At 69.0% G+C, this 26,934-nt stretch carries 26 protein-coding genes; 9 read left to right on the top strand and 17 right to left on the bottom strand.

Annotated features, from left to right (window positions below):
• Positions 1-31 precede the first annotated feature (31 nt).
• Entirely contained in the window at positions 32-511 is a 480-nt protein-coding gene (locus VHR41_01035; protein HEX3232749.1) for a response regulator, read from the top strand.
• Positions 512-523: 12 nt separating this feature from the next.
• On the opposite strand, the gene hemF is transcribed toward VHR41_01035, so the two are convergent.
• From hemF to hemB, 7 genes are read right to left on the bottom strand one after another with little or no spacing between them, the layout of a single operon-like run.
• Positions 524-1,462, bottom strand: a complete 939-nt coding sequence (gene hemF, locus VHR41_01030) for an oxygen-dependent coproporphyrinogen oxidase (protein HEX3232748.1) — start codon at positions 1,460-1,462, stop codon at positions 524-526.
• Entirely contained in the window at positions 1,459-2,490 is a 1,032-nt protein-coding gene (gene hemE / locus VHR41_01025) for a uroporphyrinogen decarboxylase (protein HEX3232747.1), read from the bottom strand. Before hemE ends, hemF begins: the two co-directional genes overlap by 4 nt.
• 15 nt (positions 2,491-2,505) lie before the next feature.
• Positions 2,506-3,258: a uroporphyrinogen-III synthase gene (locus VHR41_01020; protein HEX3232746.1), complete on the bottom strand. Its 753-nt coding sequence runs from the start codon at positions 3,256-3,258 to the stop codon at positions 2,506-2,508.
• The gene (gene hemC, locus VHR41_01015; protein ID HEX3232745.1) at positions 3,258-4,229 is read right to left on the bottom strand and encodes a hydroxymethylbilane synthase; all 972 of its coding nucleotides are present in this window, start codon (positions 4,227-4,229) and stop codon (positions 3,258-3,260) included. The genes VHR41_01020 and hemC overlap by 1 nt, the downstream gene beginning before the upstream one ends.
• Complete coding sequence (gene hemG, locus VHR41_01010) at positions 4,226-5,614, bottom strand: protoporphyrinogen oxidase (protein HEX3232744.1); 1,389 nt, start codon at positions 5,612-5,614, stop codon at positions 4,226-4,228. The genes hemC and hemG overlap by 4 nt, the downstream gene beginning before the upstream one ends.
• Entirely contained in the window at positions 5,602-6,903 is a 1,302-nt protein-coding gene (gene hemL, locus VHR41_01005; GenBank protein HEX3232743.1) for a glutamate-1-semialdehyde 2,1-aminomutase, read from the bottom strand. The genes hemG and hemL overlap by 13 nt, the downstream gene beginning before the upstream one ends.
• Positions 6,900-7,934 carry a porphobilinogen synthase gene (gene hemB / locus VHR41_01000; protein HEX3232742.1) on the bottom strand — a complete coding sequence of 345 codons (1,035 nt, stop codon included), beginning with the start codon at positions 7,932-7,934 and terminating at the stop codon, positions 6,900-6,902. The genes hemL and hemB overlap by 4 nt, the downstream gene beginning before the upstream one ends.
• Positions 7,935-8,243: 309 nt before the next feature.
• On the opposite strand from hemB, the gene VHR41_00995 reads away from it, so the two are divergent.
• Positions 8,244-9,677 (top strand): amidohydrolase family protein, encoded by a 1,434-nt coding sequence (locus VHR41_00995; GenBank protein HEX3232741.1) that lies wholly within the window; start codon positions 8,244-8,246, stop codon positions 9,675-9,677.
• A 7-nt stretch (positions 9,678-9,684) separates the two neighbouring features.
• Here the strand turns inward: VHR41_00995 and VHR41_00990 are convergent, their stop codons facing one another.
• The 4 genes from VHR41_00990 to VHR41_00975 are packed head-to-tail and all read right to left on the bottom strand — an operon-like array spanning position 9,685 to position 12,419.
• On the bottom strand, positions 9,685-10,620 hold the full coding sequence (locus VHR41_00990; protein HEX3232740.1) for a sulfurtransferase: 936 nt from the start codon (positions 10,618-10,620) through the stop codon (positions 9,685-9,687).
• Entirely contained in the window at positions 10,617-11,573 is a 957-nt protein-coding gene (locus tag VHR41_00985; GenBank protein HEX3232739.1) for an MBL fold metallo-hydrolase, read from the bottom strand. The genes VHR41_00990 and VHR41_00985 overlap by 4 nt, the downstream gene beginning before the upstream one ends.
• Positions 11,574-11,619: 46 nt before the next feature.
• Complete coding sequence (soxZ, locus tag VHR41_00980; GenBank protein HEX3232738.1) at positions 11,620-11,961, bottom strand: thiosulfate oxidation carrier complex protein SoxZ; 342 nt, start codon at positions 11,959-11,961, stop codon at positions 11,620-11,622.
• Entirely contained in the window at positions 11,961-12,419 is a 459-nt protein-coding gene (locus VHR41_00975) for a thiosulfate oxidation carrier protein SoxY (GenBank protein HEX3232737.1), read from the bottom strand. Before VHR41_00975 ends, soxZ begins: the two co-directional genes overlap by 1 nt.
• 277 nt (positions 12,420-12,696) lie before the next feature.
• On the opposite strand from VHR41_00975, the gene VHR41_00970 reads away from it, so the two are divergent.
• Genes VHR41_00970 through VHR41_00955 form a run of 4 tightly spaced genes read left to right on the top strand, consistent with a single transcriptional unit; the run spans position 12,697 to position 16,923 of the window.
• On the top strand, positions 12,697-13,902 hold the full coding sequence (locus VHR41_00970) for an aminotransferase class I/II-fold pyridoxal phosphate-dependent enzyme (protein HEX3232736.1): 1,206 nt from the start codon (positions 12,697-12,699) through the stop codon (positions 13,900-13,902).
• The gene (locus VHR41_00965) at positions 13,899-15,035 is read left to right on the top strand and encodes a hypothetical protein (protein ID HEX3232735.1); all 1,137 of its coding nucleotides are present in this window, start codon (positions 13,899-13,901) and stop codon (positions 15,033-15,035) included. The genes VHR41_00970 and VHR41_00965 overlap by 4 nt, the downstream gene beginning before the upstream one ends.
• Entirely contained in the window at positions 15,032-16,000 is a 969-nt protein-coding gene (locus VHR41_00960; GenBank protein HEX3232734.1) for an NAD(P)-dependent oxidoreductase, read from the top strand. Before VHR41_00965 ends, VHR41_00960 begins: the two co-directional genes overlap by 4 nt.
• On the top strand, positions 15,991-16,923 hold the full coding sequence (locus tag VHR41_00955) for a phosphatase PAP2 family protein (protein HEX3232733.1): 933 nt from the start codon (positions 15,991-15,993) through the stop codon (positions 16,921-16,923). Before VHR41_00960 ends, VHR41_00955 begins: the two co-directional genes overlap by 10 nt.
• Here the strand turns inward: VHR41_00955 and VHR41_00950 are convergent.
• A complete protein-coding gene (locus VHR41_00950) occupies positions 16,910-17,389 on the bottom strand; it encodes a plastocyanin/azurin family copper-binding protein (protein HEX3232732.1) in 480 nt (159 codons plus the stop codon). The genes VHR41_00955 and VHR41_00950 overlap by 14 nt on opposite strands.
• Before the next feature lie 115 nt (positions 17,390-17,504).
• Here VHR41_00950 and VHR41_00945 point away from each other — a divergent pair, with 115 nt between their 5' ends.
• From VHR41_00945 to VHR41_00935, 3 genes are all read left to right on the top strand, one after another.
• On the top strand, positions 17,505-18,317 hold the full coding sequence (locus tag VHR41_00945; protein ID HEX3232731.1) for a hypothetical protein: 813 nt from the start codon (positions 17,505-17,507) through the stop codon (positions 18,315-18,317).
• A 93-nt stretch (positions 18,318-18,410) separates the two neighbouring features.
• Complete coding sequence (locus tag VHR41_00940; GenBank protein HEX3232730.1) at positions 18,411-18,929, top strand: sigma-70 family RNA polymerase sigma factor; 519 nt, start codon at positions 18,411-18,413, stop codon at positions 18,927-18,929.
• Positions 18,913-19,926 carry a zf-HC2 domain-containing protein gene (locus VHR41_00935; GenBank protein HEX3232729.1) on the top strand — a complete coding sequence of 338 codons (1,014 nt, stop codon included), beginning with the start codon at positions 18,913-18,915 and terminating at the stop codon, positions 19,924-19,926. Before VHR41_00940 ends, VHR41_00935 begins: the two co-directional genes overlap by 17 nt.
• 13 nt (positions 19,927-19,939) lie before the next feature.
• Here the strand turns inward: VHR41_00935 and VHR41_00930 are convergent, their stop codons facing one another.
• The 5 genes from VHR41_00930 to VHR41_00910 are packed head-to-tail and all read right to left on the bottom strand — an operon-like array spanning position 19,940 to position 26,913.
• Complete coding sequence (locus VHR41_00930) at positions 19,940-21,307, bottom strand: hypothetical protein (protein ID HEX3232728.1); 1,368 nt, start codon at positions 21,305-21,307, stop codon at positions 19,940-19,942.
• Positions 21,304-22,020 carry a cytochrome c gene (locus tag VHR41_00925; protein ID HEX3232727.1) on the bottom strand — a complete coding sequence of 239 codons (717 nt, stop codon included), beginning with the start codon at positions 22,018-22,020 and terminating at the stop codon, positions 21,304-21,306. The genes VHR41_00930 and VHR41_00925 overlap by 4 nt, the downstream gene beginning before the upstream one ends.
• Complete coding sequence (locus VHR41_00920) at positions 22,007-22,528, bottom strand: DUF3341 domain-containing protein (protein ID HEX3232726.1); 522 nt, start codon at positions 22,526-22,528, stop codon at positions 22,007-22,009. The genes VHR41_00925 and VHR41_00920 overlap by 14 nt, the downstream gene beginning before the upstream one ends.
• A gap of 8 nt (positions 22,529-22,536) precedes the next feature.
• Positions 22,537-23,910 (bottom strand): NrfD/PsrC family molybdoenzyme membrane anchor subunit, encoded by a 1,374-nt coding sequence (gene nrfD, locus VHR41_00915; protein HEX3232725.1) that lies wholly within the window; start codon positions 23,908-23,910, stop codon positions 22,537-22,539.
• A gap of 3 nt (positions 23,911-23,913) precedes the next feature.
• Entirely contained in the window at positions 23,914-26,913 is a 3,000-nt protein-coding gene (locus VHR41_00910; GenBank protein ID HEX3232724.1) for a molybdopterin-dependent oxidoreductase, read from the bottom strand.
• Positions 26,914-26,934: the final 21 nt, after the last annotated feature.

The following is a 26,934-nucleotide window of genomic DNA, read 5'->3' as shown; positions in this document are numbered from 1 at the left end:
GCCAGTGCCACGCGCTGCGAGGAGGCCCGGAATGTCTCTACCCGAGGATGACGCGGTCATCCCGCTGTCACTCGCCCCCACCGTGCTCGTCGTCGACGATGAGCTGACCCCGCGCTCCATCATCTGCCGCATGGTGCGGGGAATGGGATACCAGGTACGAACCGCACGGAATGGACGGGAGGCGCTCCGCTACTTGAAGCAGCACCCGGGAGAGGTCCACCTGGTGCTCACTGATGTCATCATGCCGTACATGGACGGCGGGGAACTGGCGGAGCGGGCTCGAGATCTCGACCCCAGCCTCAAGCTGATCCTCATGTCGGGCTACCCCCGCGGCGAAATCGCCGATCTCCTGGGCGCATATCCCGAGCTCCCGTTCCTGGAGAAGCCGGTGGCATTCGGCAGGCTCTATGAGCTGCTGGGTGAGCTGCTCGGCGTGGTCGGCGGGCCACCGAGCAACCCGCGTCGCACCTCACCCGCACGATATCGGAGCTCCCACTCCTCCTCGGGGTGAGCGGCCGGGTGCTCAGCCCGCTGGCTCGGCCCAGTTCCTTGGCTCCAGCATGGCCAGCAGCTCCGCCTCGAACGACCCGGGGGGATAGCTCGGCGCGTAGTCCCAGGCAGCCACCGGCGGCAGGCTCATGAGCACGCTCTCGGTCCGGGCATTGGTCTGCAGTCCGAACACGGTGCCCCGGTCGTGGAGCAGATTGAACTCCGCATACCGGCCCCGCCGCACCAGCTGGAAGTGCCGCTCGCGCTCGCCGTACTCCAGCTCGCGGCGGCGCGCGACGATGGGCGCGTAGGCCAGCGGCAGCGCCCGGCCCACGTCGAGCAGGAATTCCACCAGCCGCTCGAGGCCGAGCCCGGCCTCGCCGTCGCGCAGGTTATCGAAAAAAACCCCACCGATACCCCGCCGCTCGTCCCCCCGGTGGGTGTTCACGAAATAGTGGTCACACCAGGTCTTGAACCGGAGATAGAAGGAGGAGTGGTGCCGGTCGCAGATCGTCTTGAGCGTCCGGTGGAAATGGGCGGCGTCCTCCTCGAACGGATAGGTCGGCGTGAGATCGGTGCCGCCACCCAGCCAGGCATCCCGAACCTCGCCGGCCGGATCGGTGATCTCGAAATAGCGAACGTTGAGATGGACCGTGGGAATCATCGGACTCCGCGGATGGAGCACCAGGCTCATGCCGGTGGCGTAGAATCCCACCTCCTCCAAACCGCTCGCCCGCGCCCCGACCCGCTGCGCGGCGGCCGCGGGCAGGATTCCTTCCACAGCCGATCGATTGACCCCGGCCTTCTCGAAGGTCACGCCTTCCAGCACTCGCGCCACGCCGCCGCCGCCACCGGGCCGCTCCCAGCGATCCTCCCGGAACGTGCCGCCGCCGTCGAGCTGGGTGAAGAAGCGGGTGGTCTCGTCGTGGAGCGATTCCAGCGATTCCGTGACCAGCCGGCGCAGTGGAGTCATCGGGCGCTCCACTCCTTCACCGCATCGACGAAGGCGCGCGCATGGGCCACGGGTACGTCAGGCAGGATGCCGTGCCCCAGGTTTGCGATGTGGCCACGGCCCCCGAACGCGTCCAGCATGTCCCGGGTGCGCTCACGGATCGTGGCAGGCGCCGCATAGAGCCAGGTGGGATCGAGATTGCCCTGCAGGGCCACCCCATGACTGGCCAGTCGCCGCCGAGCGTCGGCGGGGTCGGTCTGCCAGTCGATGCCCACGACGTCCGCCCCGGTTGCGGAGGCGATCTCCTCCAGCGCCCATGCCGCGCCCGGGGCGAACACGATCACCGGCGCGCCCGCCTCCCGCGCGAGCCGCGCCGCCTCGGCGAGATAGGGCAGCGCGAACTCGCGGAAGTCGCGCGGCCCCAGCGCGCCGGCCCAGGAGTCGAAGAGCTGCACCGCCTGTGCGCCGGCTGCGACCTGGGCCTGGAGGAACCCGCCCACCGTGTGGGCCAGCCGGCCCAGCAGCAGGTGCGCAAGCCCGGGATCCTGCAGCAGCAGGCGCTTGGCCTGAGTGAATGCCTTCGAGGCACCGCCCTCGATCATGTAACTCATGAGCGTCCAGGGCGCGCCGGCGAACCCGATCAGCGGCACTCGGCCGGCCAGCTCCCGGCGGGCCAGACGGATGGCATCCAGCACGTAGGCGAGGTGCTCCCGCGGCTCGATCTCGCGGAGCGCCCCGAAGTCGGCTGCCGACCGGAGCGGCCGTGCAAACCGCGGTCCGACCCCGTCGGTGACCGTCAGCTCCATCCCCATTGCCTGAGGAACGACCAGGATGTCGCTGAAGATGATCGCGGCATCCACCCCGACCAGATCCACCGGCTGCAGGGTAACCTCGGCCGCGAGCTCCGGAGTGCCCACCATCGTGAGAAAGTCGGCCCGCTCCCGCACGGCGCGATACGCGGGCAGATAGCGCCCCGCCTGGCGCATCATCCATACTGGTGGCCGGTCGGTGGGCTCGCGCCGGCAGGCGCGGAGAAAAAGGTCGTTCATTCTCCCCCGTGACAGTCAGCTGGACAGCAGGGTGCGAACGCCGGCGGCGAGTGCCTCCGCCGTTGGGAGGGCGGCGACGCCGGCGGGCGGCCAACCGGACGCGCGTGCGGCCGCAGCGGTCGTCGGACCGACGGCGAGCAGGGCCGGCCGGGCCCCGCTGGGACAGGCGCGGGCCAGCAGGTCGGCGACGCTTGGGCTCGCGACCACCACCACCTGCCCGCGCTCGACCGCTCGGCGTGCCTCGACCTCGCCGGCCAGCACCGAGCGGTAGCAGACCACTTCCTCGACCTCGATGCCGTCATCGCGCAGTCGGGTCGGGAGCTCGTCCCGCCGGATCTCGCCGCAGGGGAAGAGCACCGGGCCCCGGACCCCGCCGTCGAGCATCGCCCGGGCGAGGGCGCCCGCGGCGCCGAGCGAGCCGGTGAGCCGCCCATCGGGTGTGTGGAGCGGCACGGACAGATCGCCCAGTGCCGCCGCCGTGCCGACGCCGCTGGCCCACACGCTCGGGCTGCGCGGCGGCTCGAGCCGCGCCTGCCTCCCCGCGCCCAGCACGCGGTCGATGAATGCCCGCGCCGAGCGCGGCGAGGTGAATGCCAGCGCATCGTACCGGTCCAGGTGGTCCAGCGCCGAATCGACCGGTCTCCAGTCGAGCGGCGGGACAAAGGAGATCAGCGGGTGCTCCTCGACCGCCACCGGAATGGCCTGCAGCGCCGCCAGCAGGCCGGGGAACGTGCCTGCCGACGCGGTGACCACGACGGTGCCACGCATCAGGGCTCCGGTATGGCCGGAACCGTTGCGGCGCGCACCTCGGCCAGGATCGCGCTCGCACCTTCGGCGAGGAGCCGCTCGGCGAGCGCCACGCCCAGCGCGTCCGCCGCCGCCTCGTCGACGACCTCCGCACTCTCGACGCCATCCACGGCCCGCTCGCCGCCCAAACTGACCACCCGGCCGTGCAGTCGAAGATCGCGACCCGCACCGGAAAGCTCGGCGTGAGCCGCCACCGGAACCTGGCACCCACCTTCCAGTCGCCGGAGGAAGGCACGCTCCGCCGAAACCGCGAGCGCGGTCGCCCGGTGGTGCAGCGCGCCGCGAATGGCTGCCGCCAGGGAGGCGTCGCCGTCAGGTACCGTGATCGCGAGCGCTCCCTGCCCCGGCGCCGGCAGCATCAACGCCGGCGAGAGCCGCTCGCCGATCCGGCCGCCCAGGCCGAGCCGGAGCAGACCGGCGGTCGCGAGGAGGATGGCACTCCACTCGGGCTGAGCATCGAGCTTGGCCAGCCTGGTGTCCACGTTCCCGCGCACATCGGTCACCCGGAGATCGCGGCGCAGGTACAGCAGCTGCGCCCTTCGCCGCAGACTGCTGGTGGCTAACAGACCGCCCTGCGGCAGCTGGTCCCAGCGGCAGGGGCCCCGACCCACCAACGCGTCGGTCGGATCCTCCCGCTCGCTGATGGCCGCCAGGGTGATGCCGGTGGGAAGCGTGGTCGGGAGATCTTTGAGCGAATGCACCGCCAGATCGATCCGGCCCTCGAGCATGGCATCGTCGATCTGTCTGGTGAACAGGGCGCGGCTGCCGATCCGGGAGAGAGGGACCTGCTGGACCAGATCACCCGTGGTCCGGATCTCGACTCGCGCGGTCCGGTGGCCGGCCGAGTGCAGCAGGGCGCGGACGTGCTCCGTCTGCCAGAGCGCCAGCGCGCTGCTCCGCGTCCCGATCCTGAGCGAAGCCGCGACCGTCACCGCGTGCCTGCGGCCGCATCCGCTTCGAGCCGCTCGATCAGCCGGCCGGCCGCCTCCTCGCCCGACGTTATCACCTCGCCGACCGCCACCCCTTCGCGGTACGAGCCGGCCAGCGCGAGCCCCGGGTTCCGGCGCTCCACCTCGTCCATGACGTCCTTGTAGCGACCGTAGGTGAGATCGTACTGCGGGATCGCCTTGGGCCAGAGCTGGAAGCTGCGAAACGTCGCCTCGCCTTTGACTCCCAGAAGGGCGTGGAGATCGTGCATCGCCCGCGCCGTGATGGTGGGCAGGTCGGCGTGCGCCAGGTCGGGGTTCCTGACGCCGCCGACGAACGTGGTGAGGGTGACGTGGCCCTCGGGCGCACGGCCGGGAAAGAGGGTGGAGGAGAAGATCACGCCCAGTACGCTCCGGCGCTCCACTTCAGGCACCAGAAAGCCGAACCCGTCGAGCGGATGGGTCACGTCTTCCCGGCGGAAGCCCAGCACCAGGACGCCGATCGGCGGGTGGGTGATGCTGGCGAGCGTCTTCAGCCGATCGCCGCCGGCGAACTCCAGATCGATGTCGTCGATGCAGTGCGCCGGCGCGGCGTACACCACGCCGTCGTACAGCTCGGCCGGCTGGAAGGCGGCGCCCACGGTCCAGCCCTTGGGTCCTCGCCGGAGCTGGGTGACGGGGGACTTGAGCCGGATCTCCGAGCGGAGCTCGCGGGCAAACGCCGCAGGCAGCTCCTGCAGTCCGGTCCGGAACGAAACCAGGCCGTCGCCCGCGGCTTCGCCTTCCTCCTCACGCCGGCGGGGCCTCGCCATCCCGGCCAGCGCCCTGATCACCGACCCGTGACTCCGCTCCAGGGCGGCCAGCTTGGGCAGCGCCAGCCGGACCGAGAGCTGTTCCGGATCGCCCGCGAACACGCCTGCGACGAACGGGTTGGCGACGTAATCGAGCACTTCCTGATTGAACCGCCGCCGGACGAAGGCCCCGACGCTCTCTTCCATCGGCGAGTCGCTCGCGTCGACCAGCGGCTCCCCGAATACGGCGAGCTTGGCGGTATTGGAGAGCAGTCGCGTGGTGAGAAGCTCGGGAGGCGAGGTCGGGAGGGCCAGGAGCCTTCCCTTCTTCGCGATGTACCGGTGCCGCGCCTCGGGCGAGGCGGCGATGAGACTGGCCCGGAGACCCAACTCGTCGAGCAGGGCGCGGACCGGGGCCGCGGGCGCGGCGAGCGAGCTCGGTCCCAGCTCCGCCACGTAACCCTCCCGCCGTTCCGTGAGGATCACGCCGCCCACGCGTTCCGTCGCCTCGTAGACCACCACCCTGACGCCGCGCCGCTTGAGCCGGAAGGCAGCCGTGAGGCCGGCCACCCCGGCCCCGATGATGGCTATCGCGGCCATGCCGAGGCCAGCGCCGCCTCGAGCGTCGCGAGCTCGGCCGCGCCGTGCACGGTCGAGGTAAACGCGGCCTCGAAGGCCGACGGCGCCAGATACACGCCGCCGTCGAGCATCGCATGGAAGAAGGCGGCGTAGGCGGCCCGGTCGCTCCGGCGCGCGGCCGCGTAGTCGCGCACCGGCTCGGAGGAGAAGAACGGCGTGAGCATGGTCCCGACGCGCTGCACAGTCACCATCACGCCGGCGCCGGACGCCGCGGCGAGGATGGCCTGCTCGGCCCGGCGAGCCCAGTCTTCGGCCCGGTCCCACACGCCGGGACGCGAGAGGACGTCGAGAGTCGCGATGCCGGCGGCCATGGCCAATGGGTTGCCGGACAGCGTCCCGGCCTGATAGACCGGCCCGGCCGGCGCGATCTGCTCCATGAGCGCGCGGGAGCCGCCGTACGCGGCGGCCGGCAGTCCGCCACCGATCACCTTCCCCAGGATGGTGAGATCGGGGTCGATGCCGTACAGCACCTGGGCGCCCTGCCGGTGCACTCGCCAGCCGGTCATCACCTCATCGAAGACCAGCAGCGCCCCGGTGCGCCGGGTGATTGCGCGGAGTCCTTCGAGAAACCCGGGCACCGGCGGCACTACGCCCATGTTCCCGGCCACCGGCTCGACCAGGACCGCCGCCATCTCCTCGCCGCGGGTGGCGAAGATCGCCTCCACGGCCGCGAGGTCGTTGAACGGGGCGATGATCGTATCGGCCACCGTGGCCGGAGTCACGCCGGGCGAGTCCGGCAGTCCCAGCGTGGCGACGCCCGATCCGGCGGCGGCCAGGAGCGCGTCCGCGTGACCGTGATAGCAGCCGTCGAACTTGAGGATCAACCTGCGGCCGGTGGCGGCGCGGGCGAGCCGGACGGCACTCATTGCCGCCTCGGTGCCGGAGCTGACGAACCGCACCATCTCGAGCGCGGGGAAGGTGTCCACCACGACCTGCGCCAGTCGGACTTCCAGCTCGGTCGGCGCACCGAAGGTGGTGCCCCGCCCCGCGGCGGCGACGACGGCTTCGAGCACCTCGGGATGGGCGTGTCCCAGGATCAGCGGTCCCCAGGACAGGACCAGGTCGACGTAGCGATTTCCGTCGGCGTCGACCAGCCAGGCGCCCTCACCCCGCTCGATGAACCGCGGCGTCCCACCCACGCCGCGAAAGGCGCGAACCGGGCTGTTGACACCGCCGGGCAGGACCCTGCGGGCGGCCGCGAAGAGCCGCTCCGAGACGGAGCTCGATCGAGCGGAGCGTACCTCGGTCATCGGCTGGTGTCCCCGGCGAGCCAGGCCGCGACATCCTTCGCATGATAGGTGATGATCGCGTCCGCACCTGCGCGGCGCATGCCCAGCATGGCCTCGAGCACCACACCGCGCTCGTCGATCCAGCCCTGGGCCGCGGCGGCCTTCACCATCGAATACTCGCCGCTGACGTTGTAGGCCAGCAGCGGCAGCGTGGTCCGCTCCCGTACCGCCCGCACCACGTCGAGGTAGGCGAGCGCCGGCTTGACCATGAGCATGTCGGCGCCCTGGGCCTCGTCCAGGGAAGCTTCCAGCACCGCCTCCCGCACGTTGGCCGGATCCATCTGGTACTGCCGTCGGTCGCCGAACGCGGGCGCGCTGTCTGCCGCTTCGCGGAACGGACCATAGAACGCACTCGCGTACTTGACCGCGTAGCTCAAGATCCCCCGCTCGGTGAAGCTCGCCTGGTCGAGCGCGCTCCGGATGGCTCCCACCATGCCGTCCATCATCCCACTGGGCGCGACGATGTCCGCCCCTGCCTCGGCGTGGCTCACGGCCACGCGGCCGAGGACGGCCAGTGTGGCATCGTTGTCCACCGAGCCGTCCCGCAGGATGCCGCAGTGGCCGTGGCTGGTGTACTCGCAGCAGCAGACGTCGGTGAAGAGCAGCAGGCCGGGGTGCCGCGCCTTCAACTGGCGCAACGCCTGCTGGACGATGCCGTCGGCCGCGTAGTTCTCCGAGCCGATCTCGTCCTTGGCGGCGGGAAGTCCGAAGAGGATGAGTCCGGGAATGCCCAGCGCCTCGAGCCGCTCCGCCTCACGGTCGAGGGGGCCGTCGACCGAGAGATGAAAGACACCCGGCATCGATGCGATTTCCCGCTCGACGTCGCGGCCATGCACCACGAATACCGGCTGGATCAGGTCGCCGGGGCTCAACTCGTGCTCGCGGACCAGCTGCCGCATGGCCTCGGTGCGACGGCGGCGTCTGGGACGGAGGATCTCGGGGGAGGACACGGAGGGAAGACTAGGGAGCGCGGGGCGCCGCCGCAACCGCATACGATGGGGTGCTGGAGTCCTTCAGCGGAACCGTTCAGGCGGTGCTGCCGTTGGTATCAGTACGGGTGAAGGTACATTCCTGGTACGAAACAGCATTCCCGCGTGCCCGCTCCCGGGAAAATCATCCCCGAGGCGGGCAATGGGTTACGGTCTGCATCAGCCCTGGGCCATAGTGGCCCGGGTCACGCCGCGGCCCGAGCGGCTGTCACCGCTCGGCTGTTCGTTTCGTGGCATCATGAGTGTGTCAGGGCGTCCCGCGGCGTCGCGTACGCGGCGGCGGACCCCCGCCGTGCACGGAGCGCGACCGCGATGAAGCCCCTCGTCTCGCATTTTCCTGCCCTGCTGTTGGCGGTGTCGGCCGCCTCGTGCGCGCCGCACCGGGTACACGTCACCGAGCCCAAGCCGATCAATTCCACGGTGGCTATCGTCGGCGCCACCCTATGGGACGGCACTGGCCGCGGGCCGGTGCCTCACGCCGTCACGCTCATCCGCGCCGATCGGATCCTCTGCGCCGGTGCCGCCGCGGAGTGCCCGGTTCCCCGCGGCGCCCGGGTCATCGACGGACAGGGCCGTTATCTGATTCCCGGCATCATCGACAGCCATGTGCACCTGCTGTTCTTGACCAATGGCAGCGCCGGCCAGGACCTCGCGCTCGACCTGCGCGACCTGCTGGCCCAGGGCGTCACGACCGTGCGTGACATGGGGACCAATCCGGCGGAGCTGCTGGCCAGGGTGAATGCGATACCCGCGTCGCCCCGGGTCTACGCCATGCAGCTGGTGGCGGGCCGTCGCTTCTTCTTCAACGGCTTCCGGGCCACCGAGACGGCCCGAGGCGCCGTGCTGCGGCAGGCGCCTGCCGTCATCATGCAGTGGCTCGGGTGGACGCCGCTCCAGTTCAATCCGGGAGATAATCCGGATCAGATCGTTGCCACGGCCCGGGAAGTCGGGGCGATGGGTCTCAAGCTCTACGCTCAGCTCGACAGCGGCTCGGTCCGCCAACTGGTCGCGGCGGCCCATCGGGCCGGCATGCCGGTATGGGGCCACGCCTGGGTGCAGCCGGCCAGCGTTCGTGAGCAAGCCTCGGCGGGCCAGGACGGCGTGGTCCACGCCGCCGGTCTGGCCGGAGAGCTGTTCACCATAGAAGAGCGGGACACGCTGGTCAAAGACGGCGACCTGCAGATCGCCACTGCCCGGGTCGCCACGGTGGCCGCCGCGCACGATCCCCGCGTTCTCGCTGCGCTCGACACCATGGCACGGCTGGGAACCATGTTCGAGCCGACGCTCGACGCGGTCCAGCACAGCGTGGCGTCGTTCGACGCCAGGCGGCGGCACATCCCTTCACTGCAGGAGAGCTACGCGCGCGCCGCGTCCGGATTCGGTATGGAGGTCACCCGTGAGGCCGTGCGCCGGGGCGTGCGGATCAGCGCGGGGAGCGACCACGTGGCGTATGGCCCCGTCGGAGACCGGGCCTCGGTCTTCGGGAATATGCGGTTGCTGGTGGACTCCATCGGTCTCTCGCCCACCGCGGCGCTGCTCGCTGCCACCCGAGACGCGGCTCGGGCCATCGGCGGCGAGCCCGGCGGCCAGATCGGAACCATTGAGGTCGGGCACTACGCCGACCTGGTGCTCTTGAGCGCGAATCCCTTGGTCAATCTCGACAATCTGGAAGCGGTGGAGTGGGTCATGCGCGGCGGTCGCATCTGGCGGCCGGGACAGCTCCGCAGCGGCATCGCGATGCGCTAGGCGCTGCTCAGCGGGCGGACGTGCCGATCTCGATCGGCAGGTCCTCCCGCTCGGCCCACTCGGTCCAGGATCCCACGTAGATGCGCACCCGGGAATAACCCAGCAGGTACCGCAGGGTGAAGTAGACGTGGCTCGCCTCGGTGGCGCTGTTGCAGTAGGCGATGATGCTCTTGTCCGGCGTGATGCCCTGCGCCCTGTACCCTGCGCGCAGCTGGTCAAGGCTCTTCCACACGTGGCCGAACCCCGCCTGGGTCAGGTCATCCTGCCAGTAGTGATTGACCGCCCCCGGAATGTGGCCCCGGCGCATCTGGGCTCCCGCCTCTCCCGCAAATTGATCGGGTGGCCGGGCGTCGACCAACACGGCATCACCGGTCCGAAGCGCACCCTGAATGTCCTCCAGAGAAGCGGTCTCCGGGTGGAAGGGTGCGGCGGGGAACCGCGTGAGCGGAATCCGCGGATAGCGTCGCGCGATGGGCCGCTGCTCCAGCTCCCACTTGAAGTATCCGCCGTCCAGCACGTACACCTTGGGATGTCCGAACGCCGCCAGGAGATAGGCCAGGAAGGTCGCATCGATGTTGTGGGTCTCCCCGGCGCTGTAGATCACCACAGGCTGCTCCGGGCTGATCCCCAGCCGGGAGAAGAGCTCGGCGTACTCCTGGCCCGACAGCAGCCGCGTCGGTATCCCCCCTTCGCTGGCCCGGATCGTCTCGGTATTGAGGTACTCCGCGCCGGGCAGGTGCCCCTTGAGATAGGTGAACACGTCGGTGCGGACGTCGATCACCAGCACCGTACCCTCCGCCTGCCAGCGTGCCAGCTCCTCAGTGGAGAGAATCCTCGGCTGGGCCGAGCCCGCCACGGGACTCGGCGCTGCAGTGGGCTTTCCGGTGCATCCCAGCCCGACCAGAAGGCCGATCCCGAGCAGCCCTCGTCCGAGGCGTGTCATGGGAGTGAGTCGCCCAGACCCATATACGCCTTCTCCTCCTCCAGGTAGACCCGCACCGCGTTGCGCCGCCGGCGAGAATTGAGCGACACCGGGCGGGTCGCGTCGGCCGGCGGGAGCGCGCTCATGGCGCGCTGCATCGGCACTCCGCGCTCCACCGCCGTCCGCATGTCCGCGTCGAGCCCCGAGATGTATTCTCTGGTCCGGGCCACCAGCTTGGCCGGCACCCGGGGAATCGCGCCGTGCCCCGGAACCACCACTCGCGGGTTGAGGCTGTCGATGGCCGCGAGGGCCCGGAGCAGCTCGCGGGAGCTGCCGTCCACCACCATCGTGACGCCGTCCTCCACCAGGATGTCACCGGTGAACAACACCCGCTCGGCCGGGAGCCAGATCATCAGATCGCCTGGCGTATGACCCGCGCCCGGGTGGGTGATCACGACGACTCGCCCGCCCAGGTGCAGCGTGTCGGTGCCGGTAACCGGACGGTCGGGCACGTCGGCAAACTCGAAGCCCCGCATGGCATCGATCCCCATGACCCGTGTCCAATCCGCCACCAGCGCGTCGGGACCCGCTTCGGAAGCCAGGATGCGTGCGTCGGGATGGGCGATGACCTTGGCACCGGCCCGGCGGAATATGATGGCCCCGAAGTGATGGTCCGGATGGTGGTGCGTGAGCACCAGCCAGACGATCGGCTGGCGGGTGACCCGGCGGATGGTGCGCAGGAGCTGCTGGCCCTGTCGTGGACTCGCCAGCGCATCCACCACGATCACCCCTTCCCCGGTCACGATGAATCCCGCGTTTGGCCGCCCCTCGGACCCGCGTCCCGAGTCGCCCGGGACAGCGTAGATCCCATCGGCCAGACGGCGGGCGACGAAGGGGGGAGCGCGGAGCGAATCTCCCGCGGACGGAGTGGTACCGAGCTGCGAGTAGGCGAAGAGCGCGAGGGGAAGCAGCACGCGGGACAGCCGGCGATCGGAAGGTGGGCCGACCTGCCAGCGCCGGTCAGGCCGAAGCGAAGGCGATGTCGGCCGACTGCCGGTAGACCCCGCCCTTCGAGTCGGTCCACACCATCGTGAGCGGGGCCTCCTTCTCGGCCCGGAGGGTAAAGCTCACCACCGGATCTCGACTGATCCCCGAGGTCCACTCGAACCGGGCGACCGGCTGGTCCCCGTAAGTGATGACCACGTCCTTGATGAAGAACGCGGGGATCGGCCGGCCATCGGCGGTGCGGAAGAACCCGGTGTCCATCGGGTGCGCGATGATGGAGGTGACCCTGAAAACCTCACCCCGGGTGATCCGGTCGGGCAGGCGGATCCTGGCTTCACCGATGGGGGCGCCGGACATCATCCGCATCCGTTCAGGGACACGATCACGTGGGCGTAGGCGCCCCAGATCTCGCCGGTGCTGGTCTCCAGGATGGCCCGCACCCAGGTGGTGCGCTTCATCTTGATCCGGGTCTCCAATGCGACGCTACCAATGGCCGGCGTCAGGTGAAAGACGGCGAGATGCGGGTCGGGGTTGTGATCGACGATCAGATGAACGGCGGTGACGTGCTGCTCCGGGGTCATCGGCAGGTCGCTCTCGATCACGACCGGGACCACCCGTCCATCCTCCGCCACGGCCGGCATGTCCAGCGAGAGCCGTCCCTTTCGGATGGGACGATCGCCCACCACGGTCCGGAGGATCCGGGCGACCTCCTCGTTCGGCACCTCGGGGTCCGTCGGATCGGACCAGCGCTCCGGCAGCAGGAGCAGCCGCTCCTGGGCGAGGAGGCGCTGCCCTCCCAAGAGACCGGCCCACACGAGTCCGACGGTTCTGAGGAATGTTCTACGTGAGGACGGTTCCGAGCTTGACAGGACGACCTCCTGGGGCCACGGGGAATCCTCGGGTAAGGTCGGCGCTCCCGATGACCAAGTCAAGCGTAGCGGCGCGCTGCTTGCGGCGGCCCGGGTGGCCACGGTCAGGGCTGACGAGCCCGCCTCGTGCAACTTGTGTCACCCACCGGGGCTCACTAGTTTAAATCGTTCAGCCGCAAAGTGATGTGGGAACTCTCCCACCTCCTATTCGTGCCGAGGCACCGTGGACACACAAGAGCTTCAACAGGTTGCGCTCTTCGAGAAGTGCCGGCAGTTCACCAAAGCGCGAGAGCTGAAGGCGGTCGGCCTCTATCCGTACTTCAATCCGATCTCGGAGTCGGAAGACACCGTGGTCGTCATCGATGGGCAGAGGCGCATCATGCTGGGGTCGAACAACTACCTCGGCTTGACCCACCACCCCAAGGTCCTCGAGGCCGCCTCGCGCGCGCTCAGCCGCTATGGCTCCGGCTGTACCGGCAGCCGCTTCCTCAACGGCACCCTCGACCTGCACGAACAGCTGGAGGGCGCCCTGGCCGACTTCCTCGGCAAGGAAGCCTGCCTGGTCTTCTCCACCGGGTACTCGGCCAACCTGGGACTCATCTCCGGGCTGGTGGGCCGTGGCGAGGTCGTCTATCTCGACAAGCTGGATCACGCCTCCATCGTCGACGGCGCCAAGCTCTCCTATGGGGAGACCGAGCGCTTCAACCATGGGGACCTGGCCAATCTCGAGCGGCGGCTGGAGCGGAACGCCAACGGTCGGGGATCGATGATCGTGGTGGACGGCGTCTACTCCATGGAAGGCAACATCGCCGACGTGCCCGGCCTGGTCCGGGTGGCCCGGAAGTACGGAGCCGCGCTGGCCCTGGACGACGCGCACGCACTCGGAGTGCTGGGGCCCAACGGAGAGGGCACCGCGGCGCACTTCGGCATGACCGACGAGGTGGACATCATCGCCGGCACCTTCTCCAAGTCGCTGGCCTCGATCGGCGGCTTCGTGGCGGCCTCCGACAGCGTGGTGCATTACCTCAAGCACCACAGCCGCCCGCTCATCTTCACCGCCTCGCTCCCCCCGGCCAACACGGCCGGCGTGCTGGCGGCCCTGCAGGTGCTGCAGGACGAGCCCGAGCGTCGGGAGCGTCTCTGGGCCAACACCCGGCGGCTGCACCAGGGCTTCCGCGGTCTGGGCTTCGAGATCGGTCCCACCGAGACCCCCATCGTGCCCGTGCTCATCGGCCCGCTGGAGAAGACCTTCCTCATGTGGCGGCGACTGTTCGACGCCGGGGTGTTCACCAACCCGGTAGCGCCACCCGCCGTCCCGGCCTCTCAGTGCCGGCTCCGCACCAGCCTGATGGCGACCCACACGTTCGAGCAGATCGACTTCGCGCTCGAGCAGTTCCATCGCATCGGCCGCGACCTGGGGGTCATTTGACCGCAGCCCTGCGCGTACGCGCGGCGCGGGACCGACGAGACCTCAAGCGCTTCATCGACCTGCCCTATCGGCTGCACGCGCGGGACCCTCTCTGGGTCCCGCCGTTGCGTCGAGACGTGGCCTCGCTCCTCGATCGAAGCAAGAACCCCTTCTTCGAGCACGCCGAGGCCGAGTACTTCCTGGTGGAGCGGGCGACGGAGGTAGTCGGCCGCATCGCGGCGATCAGCAACCGGCTCCATAACGACACCCACGGGGACCGGGTCGGCTTCTTCGGCTTCTTCGAGTGCGTCGACGACCAGGCCGTCGCCGACGTCCTCTTCAGCACGGCGGCGGAGTGGTGCCGGGTGAAGGGTCACGACGTCATGCGCGGCCCCGCCTCGTTCTCGGTCAATGACGAGTGCGGCGTGCTGGTGGATGGGTTCGAGACTCCGCCCACTCTCATGATGCCGCACAACCCCCGGTACTATGTCCAGCTGATCGAGCGGGCCGGGTTCCGCAAGGCCAAGGACCTGCTGGTGTATCAGGGCGGCAGCGAGGATCACTATATCCCGGTGCCCGAGCGCCTGGCCCGGGGCACCGAGCTGATTCGGCAGCGCCAGGGCATCACGCTCCGGCCGCTCAACATGAAGGCGTTCAAACAGGACGTCGAGCGGATCAAGGAGCTGTACAACGCCGCCTGGGAGAAGAACTGGGGATTCGTGCCGCTCACCGAGCACGAGATCGACCACCTGGCGGAGCAGTTCAAGCCGGTGGTCATTCCGGAGATCGTGCCGTTCGCTGAGAAAGATGGAAAGGTCATCGGCTTCGGGATCGTGCTGCCGGATCTCAACGTCGTGTTCCAGAAGAACCGCTCGGGCCGGCTGCTGCCGGTGCTTCCTCGTCTGCTCTGGAGCCTCAAGACCGGCAAGATCCGCCGCGCCCGCATCCTGCTGCTCGGCATCGATCCCCAGTACCAGGGCAAAGGGGTTGACGCCATGCTCTACCACTGGATCTGGACCCAGTGTGGAGCGCGGGGCATCACCTGGGGCGAGGCCGGATGGATCCTGGAGGACAACCCGGCGATGAACGCGGGTCTCGAGAAGATGACCTTTCGGGTCTACAAGACCTACCGACTGTACGACCGGCCGATATGAGGGCGCTGGTGACCGGCGCCACCGGCTTTGTCGGCAGTCATGTGACCGAGGCGCTTCGCCGCCAGGGCGACGAGGTCACCGCGCTGGCCCGATCCGCCCGGAAGGCGAAGCTGCTTGCGCCACTCGGAGTGCGGGTCGTGCCTGGCGATCTGCATGACGCCGCGGCCCTGACCCGCGCCGTCGAGGGACAGGACGTGATCTACCATGTGGCCGGAGTGGTTGCCGCGAGGAATGAAGCCGACTTTCTCGCCGCCAACCGCGACGGCACCGCCAACCTGGTGGCCGCCGCGGAGCGCGCCGGCCGGCCGCGCTTCGTGCTGGTCTCGTCGATGGCGGCGGTGGGGCCGTCCGCCAGGGGACAACCGCACCGGGGCAACGAGCCGCCAAGACCGGTCACCGCCTACGGCCGGAGCAAGTTGGCGGCGGAGGGTGTGGTCACCGCCAGCTCGCTCCCCTGGACCATCGTTCGGCCGCCGATGGTCTACGGTCCGCGTGACACCGAGGTCTACAAGGTGTTCCGCCTCGCCCGGCTGCGAATCGCGCCGGTGTTCGGTGACGGCAACCAGGAGCTCAGTGCCGTCCACGGTGCCGACCTGGCCGACGCGCTGCTGGCCGTCGCGCGCTGTGCCGAGACCGCGGGGCGCAGCTATCACGCCTGCCACCCCGAAGTGTTCACCAGTGCCAGCTTCGTGCGAACGGTGGCAGCGGTCATGGGTAGCTCGGTGGCCCTCCTCCGCATCCCTCCGTCCGTTGGCCGTGTCCTGCTGGGCATCACGGAGACCGCGGCCCGTCTGACCGGTCAGACGACGATCCTCACCACCGACAAGGCCAACGAGTTTTTCCAGTCGGCATGGGCCGCCAGCCCTGCCCAGCTTACGGGAGACACCGGCTGGCGCGCCGCGCGGGACCTCCGCACCGGACTCGCCGAGACCTATCGCTGGTATCGGAGCGCGGGATGGCTTTAGCCGTCAGCGCGCCGATCGCCGCGGAGCCCGCCCGGCGCGGGACGCTTCAGCCGGTAGACCTTCTATTGTTGGGCTACCTCGGCATCGTCTCGGTCGTGGCGCTGCGCCGGGCCCCCAGCCAGCCGGAGTGCTGGTGGCTCCTCGGCGCGCACGCGCTCTTTCTCGTGCTGCTCGCGTTGATCACCCGGCCTCAGCCGGGCCGTCTGGGCCAGACCCTGCGGGAGATCTATCCGTTGCTGCTGCTGGTCGGGCTGTACGGCGAGCTCGACGTGCTGAACGGTCTGGGCGCGACGGTCCATGACGCCACCGTGCAGCGCTGGGAGCTCGCGCTGTTCGGCGCTCAAGTGAGCCGCGAATGGTGGCAGGCGGTACCCAGCCGGTTCTGGTCGACCGTGCTGCACGGCGCCTACTTCTCTTATTACCTCGTGGTCACGCTCCCCGCGCTCTACTTCGTCTGTCGCGGCGACCTGCGTGCGGTACGCCAGTTCGTGCTTGCGGTGATCGCCACCTTCGTGACCTGCTATCTGATCTTCATCTTCTTTCCGGTGGCCGGACCGTACTACGTCTTCCCCCCACCGGCCGCGTGGTTCACCGACAATTTTCCCGCCCGCCTGGTGTACCAGACGCTGGCAACGGGAAGCTCGTACGGTGCCGCGTTCCCCAGCTCTCACGTGGCCGCCACCGTGGCCGCGGCCCTCGCCGCCAAGCGCCATTCCACCAGGCTCGGTCTGCTGCTCCTGATGCCGACCGCGCTGCTGACGGTCGGGGTCGTCTACTGCCAGATGCACTATGGGGTGGATGCGATTGCCGGGCTGCTGGTAGGGCTCGTCGTGGCCTGGGCCACCCGGAAAGCAAGCGACCCCGTGAGCTGGAAGCCCACGGGGTCGCCCCTGGTGGCGCCGCAGGCGGTTACTGCACAGTAATCTTGCCGTGCATACCCAGCGCGAGGTGAGGCAGGCAGTAGAACTTGTACTCCCCCGCCGGCGCGCCGGCGAAGCTGACCTTGTAGACCGCATCCTGCTCGGCGAGCAGCGGGCCCTGCAGCGGGCCCATCTGATCGGGCATGCCGGCCTTCAGCTTGTCCTCGGCGCCCTTGGGGATGCTGTCGCCCCAGAACGAGACGTTGTGGGGACCACCACTCTTGTTGTGGAACTGCACGACGTCGCCGCTCTTGATGGTGAGCTGCGCCGGATCGAACTTGTAGGTGGAGCCCTGGAGCTCCATGGTCACGTCATGCGTCGCCCCGGTGGCGGCGGGAGCGGCAGCGGGAGCCTGCTGCTGCTCGGGCGTGGTGGTGCTGGTGGTTGTCGCCTGATCTGGAGCCTTCTTCTCGCCGCCGCAGGCCGCCACAATGACGGCTAGCCCAGCCACGAAGGATGTCGCTCGCATCGCTGCTTTGCCTCCGAATGACAGGAAAAACACGCACCTTGTGAACCCTTTCACAAGATCTCAATAATATCGTGGAAGCCCTCAAAGGGAAGGGTGACATAGCTGGGATCGGACAATGACATCGACGCTGCCGATCGCGCCCGGCGTTGCCGCGCCGCCCTGCCGAAGCCTGGGATCGCATTGCCAGGGACTGCACGTGACGCTTCGAGTGGGCGCGCTGGAGGAAGGCACCGCCTCGCTGGATCACGAGGCCACCTGGCTGCTGGGACACACTCAGCGCATCACCTTCCTGGAGCTCCGGGAGGGGGACGGGGACCTCTACGCCGAAGCGATTCTCCACGTGCCCTGCCGTTTCCTTCATCAGGAGCTGGGCCGCGCCACCTGCCGCGCGCATGGCTTCACCGGCCAGATCCCCAGGGGTCCGCGCCAGGAGGAGCAGCCTCTCCGACTCGGTCGAGACCGATTCGTCATCGTGGAAGACCGACAGAATACGGTGAGGACCCTCCCCTTCCCCCGCCGGTCGCTTCCGGTGCTGGAGGGGCCGTCCGCAATGGGCGACAACCCATGCGCCGGGGCGCCCTGCCGGACCGCCGACAACACCCGGGGGGCCGCCTGCTGCCGAGATCTCCAGGTGGAGATCATGTGCACCCGCGCCCAGCGCCGCCTCGAGGCCCTGGTGCGCGCGCGCCGCTCGCCCTATCTCTGTAAGGTGGTCCGGGCCGGTGACTTCTCCATCGACGTGGAGATGATCTCCTCCTGCGGATACTTGGCGGACGATGGCATCGCCTGCACCTTGCACGGCCGGGTCCGCTCCGACGGCCGGCCGGCCAAGCCCGACCTGTGCAGCGAATGGCCACCGAAGGATCAAGGGCTGCATCCCGGCTGTGTGTTCGCTCCGAAACGCCGTGCCCGGGGCCGCACCGGCTAAGGAGCGCAACTGTGCAAGCCTTGAGAGCTTGCCCGTCCTTGTCAGCGTTCCGGACTCCCTGCCAGCGAGGGGCCGGCCAACAGGGGAGGTCCGGTGCCCGACGAGCTTGAACAGCTTTACCTGAGCACCTATACGGCGGTCGTGCGCTTCCTGTATCGGAAGGTCTGGGACGCGGAGCGGGCCGAGGACCTGGCCCAGGAGGTCTTCGTCCGGGCCCTCTCGCACCGGCCGGACAAGCCCCGTGCCTGGGTGTTCGCGGTCGCCGCCAACCTGGCACGCGACGAAGCCAGAGCGGCGGTCCGCCGCCGGCGCCATCTGACCCTCCTGAAGGGCGATCCCATCGCCCAGCCCACCCTGACCCCCGCTCCAGACGATACCGTCGAGCACGACGAGCAGATTGCCTCGGTGCAGGAGGCGCTCAACACATTGACGCCGCGCGACCGGGAGATTCTCCTGCTGTGGGACGCGGGGCTGAGCTATCCGGAGATCGCCACCCAGACCGGGTTAGCGGTGGGAGCGGTCGGCACTACGCTGGCCCGCGCCCGGAAGCGTCTGGTGGACGCGCACGACCGGCAACATCGGCGGACAGGAACCGATGCGTCACATTCCTGAAGAAGAGCTGCACGCCTATCTGGATCAGGGGCTGAGCCGGACGCAGTGCGTCGAGATCGAAAGCCATCTCGCCGACTGCGCCTCGTGTCGGGCCCAGCGGGATGGCATTGCCGCTCTCCGGGACAGGACCACGGCGCTTCTGGCCCGGCTGGCACCGCCCCGCAAGCCGATGCCGGTGTTCGAGAGTCTGCGGAAGCGGGCAGCGGAGGAAGCGTCCATGCGGCGCCGTCGCCTGCAGCGAGCGGCCTGGGCCGCGAGTCTGGTGGCCGCGGTCGGCTTGGGCTGGGGCGCCAGCGCACTCCTCAGGCCTGGCTCGACCCGCCTGCAGGAGGGCAACACCCGCCGCCCTCGCGCGACGGCTGCGGTCCCCTCCGCGGCGTCTCGCCCGCCGATCCAGGCGGTCACCCCAGCCCCGGCGCGGATGGTCCACGATTCCGTGCGGCCGTCCAGGCCGGTCACCAAGGTCGCCACCCGCACTACCCCGCCGGAGCGCCCGGCCGCGCAGGACCGCTCGGCCGCGCTGGCCGTGCTCGATCTCGCACCCGCTCCTGAGCTCAGCAGACTGGACCCGCCCCGCTCCGGGAGCGAGGAGTTCGGCGGCATGTGGCGGACGCTGTCCTGGGATGGGGCGCAGGCGGAGGCCGGGAAGCCCCTGCCCCGCATCGAGGGACTACCGGTGGTGCAGGTGCAGATTCAGTCGGGCCAGCAGGGGACTCGCCCGGTGACCGTGGTGGCGCAACAGCTCGCGTCGGGGCAGGTCATTCGCACGATCGAGGGCTCCGCCACCGACGTCTCCCACTTGCTCTCGGTCCGCGCCGGCGGCGATCCCGAATCGCTCACGGTCCGCAGCGATTCCAACCCCGATGGCGCGCGGCCCACCGACCAGGCCATGGCCATGCAGGTCGGCGACCGGATGCTCGCGATCACCGGCGCGCTTCCACCCGACAGCCTGCGCGCCATGATCCGCCGGCTGAACGCGGAGATGCGTACCAAGTAGGATCGGGGGCCGCTCAGGCTCTGGGCTTGCCGCGGCGCTCCAGCAGCTCGGACGGCACATAGTCTTTGGGACTCTCCTCGTGGTCGTACTCCGCCGCAACCACCGCATGATGTCGCTCTCGCTCCAGAGTGATCTCCGCCAGGCGTGGCGAGATCATCGGGAAGGTCCGCGCGAACACCGCGTAGGACAGCAGGAATAATCCCAGAAACAGCAGGGTAGGTCCCAGCTCCGGCAGGTAGAACACCGGACCAGGAAGTGCCGTCACCGACGGCATCACGAGGAGGAACCGTTCCAACCAGAGCGAGACCAGACTCACCACAGCGAAGAAGCCCAGCGTGACCCGGGTCTTCTTGGGCGCCACACCCAGCAGACCGAAGAACGGAATCACGAACATCCCCAGCAACACCGCCCGCCCGATCGGCAGCCAGTGACCCCACAACCGGGAGAAGACGAAGCCGGTCTCCTCCGGCAGGTTCCCGTACCAGATCACCAGGAACTGGGCCCACATGAGGTAGGTCCAGAACACGGTGAAGCCGAAGCACAGCTTGCCCAGGTCATGGCGCTGCTTGGGTGACACCAGGTCGGCAACGCCGAGGTGCGAAGCCCCGTACATCATGGTGAGCGCGAGCAGCATGTGGGCGCCCAGGAAGGAGCCCATGAAGTAGAACGCACCCAGCAGGTTGGAGAACCAGTGGGGCTGCAGCGCCATCACGCCGTCGAACGCGATGAGCGTAGCCACCGCGGCGTACAGCACGACGTAGAGCGGCGCCAGGCGATGGATGTGCTCTTCCTGGGCGCGGGCCGCGGCGTCGCCCCCGTCGTAGCCCCGGGTCCAGCTGTCGAACAGCGCGCGCCGGCCGGGCGCCGCACCGGCCCGACTGGCCAGCAGGTCGGGCACCAGGTCGGCCCGGATCAGACGCCATCCCACCAGCGCGAGGATGGTGAGCCCGATGCCCAGCCGCGCGAACATGAACCCGTGAGAGAGCCAGACCGCCTTGGCGTGCTGCAGCTCCGGGAGGGCGGCGTTCATGGGGCCGTAGATCGACTGGTATCCCGCCGTGAAGATCAGCACCAGTCCCAGCAGCGAGATCGGCAGGAACGCGGCGGCAGCCTCGGCGAACCGGATCACCATGCCGGACCACTTGGCGTTGGTGACCTTCTGCACCGCCACGAAGGCGACGCTCCCGAGGGACAGCCCGGTGAAGTAGAGCCAGTTGACGTGGAACAGTTGCCAGGCGCGGTCCCGGTTGCCGTCCAGCAGCGCGCCGCCGAAGAGGATCGCTCCCAGAATGGCGCACCCGCCGCCCAGGCCGAGGAAGGCCTGATACTGTCCGGCGAGGGAGCTCCGGACCAGCCGCTCGTGCAGCGTCGTCGGGCTCATGGCGCCACCTCGCCGGTCGACCCGGTGGCGCTGGCGGTCGGCGGAATCCCCTTCTCCGCTCCCGCCGGCTCGGGCCCGGCCGGCGTCTCCGCCTGCAGCTTGCGCACGTGGTTTACGATGGCCCAGCGGTCACTGGGCAGGTACACCTTGTCGCCGTAGCGCGGCATGACGCCTCGACCGTAACGAATGATGCTGTAGATGTACCCGTCGCTGTATCCGCGGGCGCGGCCGGTGAGGAGGGACGGCGCGCCGATGCGGGAGGTGACCGTGCCGTTGGCGGCGCCACCCGGCCCGTGACACACGGAGCAATAGGTATGGAACAGGGTATCGCCCGCGGCGTCGACGTCCCGGGGGATGACCGCCACGCTCGGCCCCGGCGGAGAGGCGTGCCCGCCGGAGGCCGCCGCGTAGGGGTTCTTGAGCGCGTCGGCCGTGGTCGTCTTCCCGGTGACCCACTCGCCCGACCAGTCCGGCTCACCGCCGCTGACCGGGACGGCGCCCGCCGGCGTGTACCGCGGCACACCGGCGGTCTGGTAGGGATGCACGTAGCGCGCACGGATCATGTGATCCAGTACCGGAATGATGTGCCAGAGATCGTCCGGGGAGGGCACCCGATCGTACCACCAGTCGCACCCGCCCGCGCCCAGACTCAGCGCGGCCAGGAGCGCGGTCCGCACGGCGAGCGAGGCCCAGCGCGGCTCACGCGGCTTCATGACGCACCTCCACCGCTCCCGCCGAGCGGAGCAGTTGCTCCAGCGAGCCGAGCTGGTCGGCGCCGCTGGGAACGAACACCCCGATCTGGTCGTCGCTGTACTTGGGATCGTAGGCGATCCCGCGCTTGCCCATCAGCACGCTGAACAGTGCGAGGCCCGCCACCGTGCTGAGGGCGCCGAGCAGGATGGTCAGCTCGAAGGCGATCACCACGTATGGCGGGATCGAGCCGATCGGCTTGCCGCCGACCAGGGTGGGCCAGTCGAAGGACATCCAGAGCGTCATGCCGAAGCCCGCGGCGCAGCCGGTGAGGCCGCCGATGAGGGTGAACAGCCGCACCGGGCTCACCGAGTGATCGAGCGCCTCCTCGATCTCGTGGTTGGGAGCCGCCGAGTAGACCACCAGATTCCGGTGACCCCGCGCGCGCAACGCTCGAATGGCATCGGCCGCGGCGTCCACATGGACGAACGACGCCAGCAGTCCGGGCACCCGGCGGGGGGTCCGCCTCATGAGCGCCATCAGTGGTGTCCTCCCCGTAGCCGCGGCATGGGGATCATCTCCTTGATCTCCTGGATCGCGACGATCGGGAAGCTCTTGGCGAACAGCAGGAACCACATCCCGAACCAGCCGAAGGAGCCGGCGAGGATGCCCCAGTCCGCCCAGGTCGGGTTCATGCCGGACCAGGCCCACGGGATGTAATCGTTGCTGAGCGAGGAGGCGATGATGACGTAGCGCTCGAACCACATCCCGATATTGACGAAAATCGAGATCACGAACAGCGAGGTCAGGTTGGTCCGGATTTTCTTGAACCACAGGAGCTGCGACACGAAAGCGTTGCAGATGATCATGCTCCACCCCGCCCACCACATCGGGCCGAAGGGCCGCAGGAAGAAGGTGGTCTGCTCGAATGGGCTGCCGCTGTACCAGGCGACGAAGTATTCCATGCTGTAGGCGTAGAACAGGATCGAGCCGGTAAACAGGGTCAGCTTGCCCAGATTGTCGAAGTGATACGGGGTGATCATGTGCTCGATCCGGAGCGCCCGGCGAAGCGGGATGATCAGGGTGAGCACCATGCCGAGGCCGGAGTAGATGGCTCCGGCCACGAAGTAGGGAGCGAAGATGGTGCCGTGCCACCCGGGAACGATGGAGGAGGCGAAGTCCCACGACACCACCGAGTGGACCGAGAGCACCAGCGGCGTGGCCAGGGCGGCCAGATAGAGGTAGGCCCGCGAGTAGTGCCGCCACTGGTTGTCGGTGCCCTGCCATCCCACCGCCGTGAGCGAATAGACCGACCTCCGCCAGCCGCCCACCTTGTCCCGCACCGCCGAGACGTCCGGAACCAGCCCGAGGACCAGGAAGACGGTCGACACCGTGAGGTAGGTGGAGATCGCGAACACGTCCCAGATCAGCGGCGATTTGAAGTTGGGCCAGAGGTACCGCTGGTTGGGATAGGGAAGCAGCCAGTAGAAGATCCACTGCCGTCCGATGTGGATGATCGGGAACAGTCCCGCGGTCATGACCGCGAACACGGTCATGGCCTCGGTGGAGCGGTAGACCGCCGTCCGCCACGGCGACCGGAAGAGAAAGAGAATGGCGGAGATGAGCGTGCCCGCATGGCCGATACCGATCCAGAACACGAACGTGGTGATGTACACGCTCCAGAAGATCGGCGGGTTGTACCCGGCGTGCCCCAGGCCGTCCTTGACCAGCGTCAGGAAGGTGAGCACGCCGACCAGGAAGAGGGAGACCGCGCCGAACAGCAGGATCAGGTATCCCCGCGTCGGCCGGCTCAGCGTCCCCACGACGTCGTTGGTGACGTCGGCGTGCGTCTGGGTGATGACCAGGTCGCCGTGGACGCTGGTCGGCAATTTCGGTTCGGCAACGACGGCCATCGGTTATGCCTCCACCGGCTGCAGGACCTTGGCGAGGTAGGTGATCGCCGAGCGGGTGTTGACCTCCTCCAGCACGCGGTACCCTCGCGGATCCTTCTTGAGGGCGGCCACCCGGCTCGACGGGTCGACCACGTTCCCGAAGACGATGGCGTCCGACGGGCAGGCCTGGGCGCAGGCGGTGGTGAACTCGCCGTCCCGCATGGTGCGATTCTCCAGCCGGGCCTGGTTCTGGGCGCCGCGGATGCGCTGGATGCAGAAGGTGCACTTCTCCATCACCCCGCGCGCCCGCACGGTCACGTCCGGGTTGAGCTGCAGGTTGAGCGGCTCCGGCCAGGCCATCTCGTTGTACTTGTACCAGTTGAAGTAGCGCACCTTGTAGGGGCAGTTGTTGGCGCAGTAGCGGGTGCCCACGCAGCGGTTGTACACCTGCGCGTTGAGTCCGTCCGGCGTGTGATAGGCGGCGTACACCGGGCACACCGGCTCGCACGGCGCGTTGGCGCAGTGCTGGCAGAGCATGGGAATGAAGCGCGCGGAGATCGGCTCGCCGGGCGCTTCGCCGCCCTCCCAGTACCGCTCGATGCGCATCCAGGTCATCTCCCGCCCGCGAAGAATCTCTGCCTCGCCCACCGTCGGGATGTTGTTCTCCGCGTAGCACGCGGTGACGCACGCCTGGCAGCCGGTGCACTTGGCCAGGTCGATCGCCATGCCCCACTGGGGATGGTCGCCGGGGTAGTTGCCGTACTGGGTGGCCTGGTGCTGCTCCTCGCTCCAGCCCTTGAGCGCCGGCAGCTCACGCTCGACTTTGAGCTCGCTCTCCCCCTCGCCCTCCTCCAGGTAGGCCTGCTCGATCGTGAGCCCCTTGCGTGCCGCGGCGAGTGGGATCGCTTCGGCGATGCCCCGGCCCAGCTGCCGGGGGACTCCGGCCACGCTGGCGAGCTTCTTGTACTCGCCCGTCTTGGTGACCGCGACTCGAGTCGAGACGTACGGGATGAACTCGCCCTTGGACGCGCCCAGCAGGTCGAGTGCGTTGACACCCCGTCCCTGCGCGAAGGCGCCGTACTCCGTGTGGCCCAGCCCGAGCGGCACGGCCACGACATCGGGATGCACCCCCGGATAGATGAAGACCGGAGCCTCGATCTGTCCGTGAGGGGAGGTCAGGCGGACGATCTCCCCGTCGCGGACATCGAGCCTGGCAGCGGCGTCAGGATGGAGCTCGACCCAGGAGTGCCAGGTGATCTTGGTGACCGGGTCGGCGTTCTCCAGCAGCCAGGGCTTGTTGGCCCCGCGGCCATCGTGCAGCAGCCCGTGTGGGTAGGCGGCGAAGACGAACGCACCGTTGCCCTCGAATGCCGGCTTGGTATAGGCCATCTGGGCGGCGCCCGCCGCAAGCGTCACTTCCGGACCGCCGACCACGGCATCGAACACGCCGCCGCGTTGCAGCGCCTGGCGCCAGTATTCCTCCGCGTCCGGCGCGCCATGCTGGGTCGCGATGGTCTGCCAGCGGCTCCGCAGGTGCGCCTCGTAGGAGGGCGCATTGAACGCGGCCAGCGCCCCGCCCGCCTTCTGCGAGACCCGGAGCAGCAGGTCGCCGGTGGCCATGGTGTTGAATACCGGTTGCATCACCGGCTGCATCAGGCTGCGTACCCCGGCCCGCGGCGTCAGGTCGTCCCACCGCTCGAGTGCGTGATGCTGCGGGAGGATCAGATCGCAGAGCCTGCTGGTCTCGTCCAGAAACATCGAGGTCGAGACCTTGAATCCCGCCTTGCGGAACCGGTCGGCGAAGCCGCTCGCCTTGGGCACGGTGTACACCGGGTTGGCCTCGTGCACCAGCAGCACGGCCACCTCGCCGGCCGCCGCCGCGGTGGCCAGCTTATCCAGCGCGCCGTAGCCATCTCCCGAGCCAAGGTCGGCACCGAAGCGCACGGTCTCGCCGACGTTGCCCGCGACAAAGTTGAGCAGGTTGACCGCGGCGCAGAGCTCGACCGCCCCGGCGTGCTGCGCTCCGGCGCCGCCAGCCACCGCGAGGCTCGGCCGCGCCGCGGCGAACTCGCGGGCCAGCTGCTCGATCCGGGGCGCGGGGATGCCGGTCTCCTGCGCCGCCATGCCGGGGGTGAACTGGGCGAGCGCGGCAGTCACCGCCGCCGGGGCGCCCCGCTCCGCGGCGACCAGGTGCGCCATCGCCAGGGCGAGCGCGGTCTCGGTCCCGGGACGGAGGGCGAGCCACTCGTCGGCGTTGAGGCCGGTGAGATCCATCCGCGAGGAGGCGTAGACGAACTTCGCCATGTCGCCGCTGCTGAAGCCGTGCGACTGGGCGAAGCCCCGCTGGTTCTCGATCGGCGCCAGCCAGGTCTCCAGGAAGTCCGCCCCGAACGACACGATGTATTTGGCCTTGGCGAAATCGTGCGCCGGCAGCTTGTCGATGCCGAAGACCTGGCGGTTGGCGGCCCGGAGCGGCTCGTGATCGAAGGAGTCGTACCGCACCAGTCTCCCGCCCAGCGCGGCGGTCCAGTCGGCCAGCAGGTCGGAGAACGTGCCTCGGCCGGCGCCGGAGATCACCGCCACTTTGCCGCCGGCCGCCGTCAGTTTTCCCGCGAGCTGGCCGATCGCCTCGTCCCAGGTGATCTCCTTGAAGCCCCCCGCGGGGTTCCGGGCCATCGGCCCCTTGAGCCGGCTCGGATTGTAGAGACCCTGGAGCGCGGCCTGGCCCCGGGCGCAGAGCTTCCCCTGATTCACCGGGTGCTCCGGGTTGCCCTCCAGCTTGACGGCGCGGCCTTCCCGGGTCCGCACGTGGACTCCGCATCCGGTCGAGCACTCGGTGCAGGTGCCGGCGTACCATGTGGCCAGGCCGGGGATCTGGTCCTCGGACTGGACCAGATAGGGCACCAGCTTTTCCACTCCGCTGGTGGAGCAGCCGGTGAGGGCCATCGCTCCCCCGCCGGTGACCCCCAGAACGGTCAGGAACTTCCGGCGATCCATCGGTGATTCCGGAGTGACATCCGTCATCGTGAATCCTCGTTCTCTCGG

The organism is Gemmatimonadales bacterium (assembly GCA_036265815.1).
Classification (GTDB): Bacteria; Gemmatimonadota; Gemmatimonadetes; order Gemmatimonadales; family GWC2-71-9; genus CAVVWJ01.
Note: the sequence above shows the minus strand (reverse complement) of the source record. Positions and strands in the feature narration are given on the sequence as shown.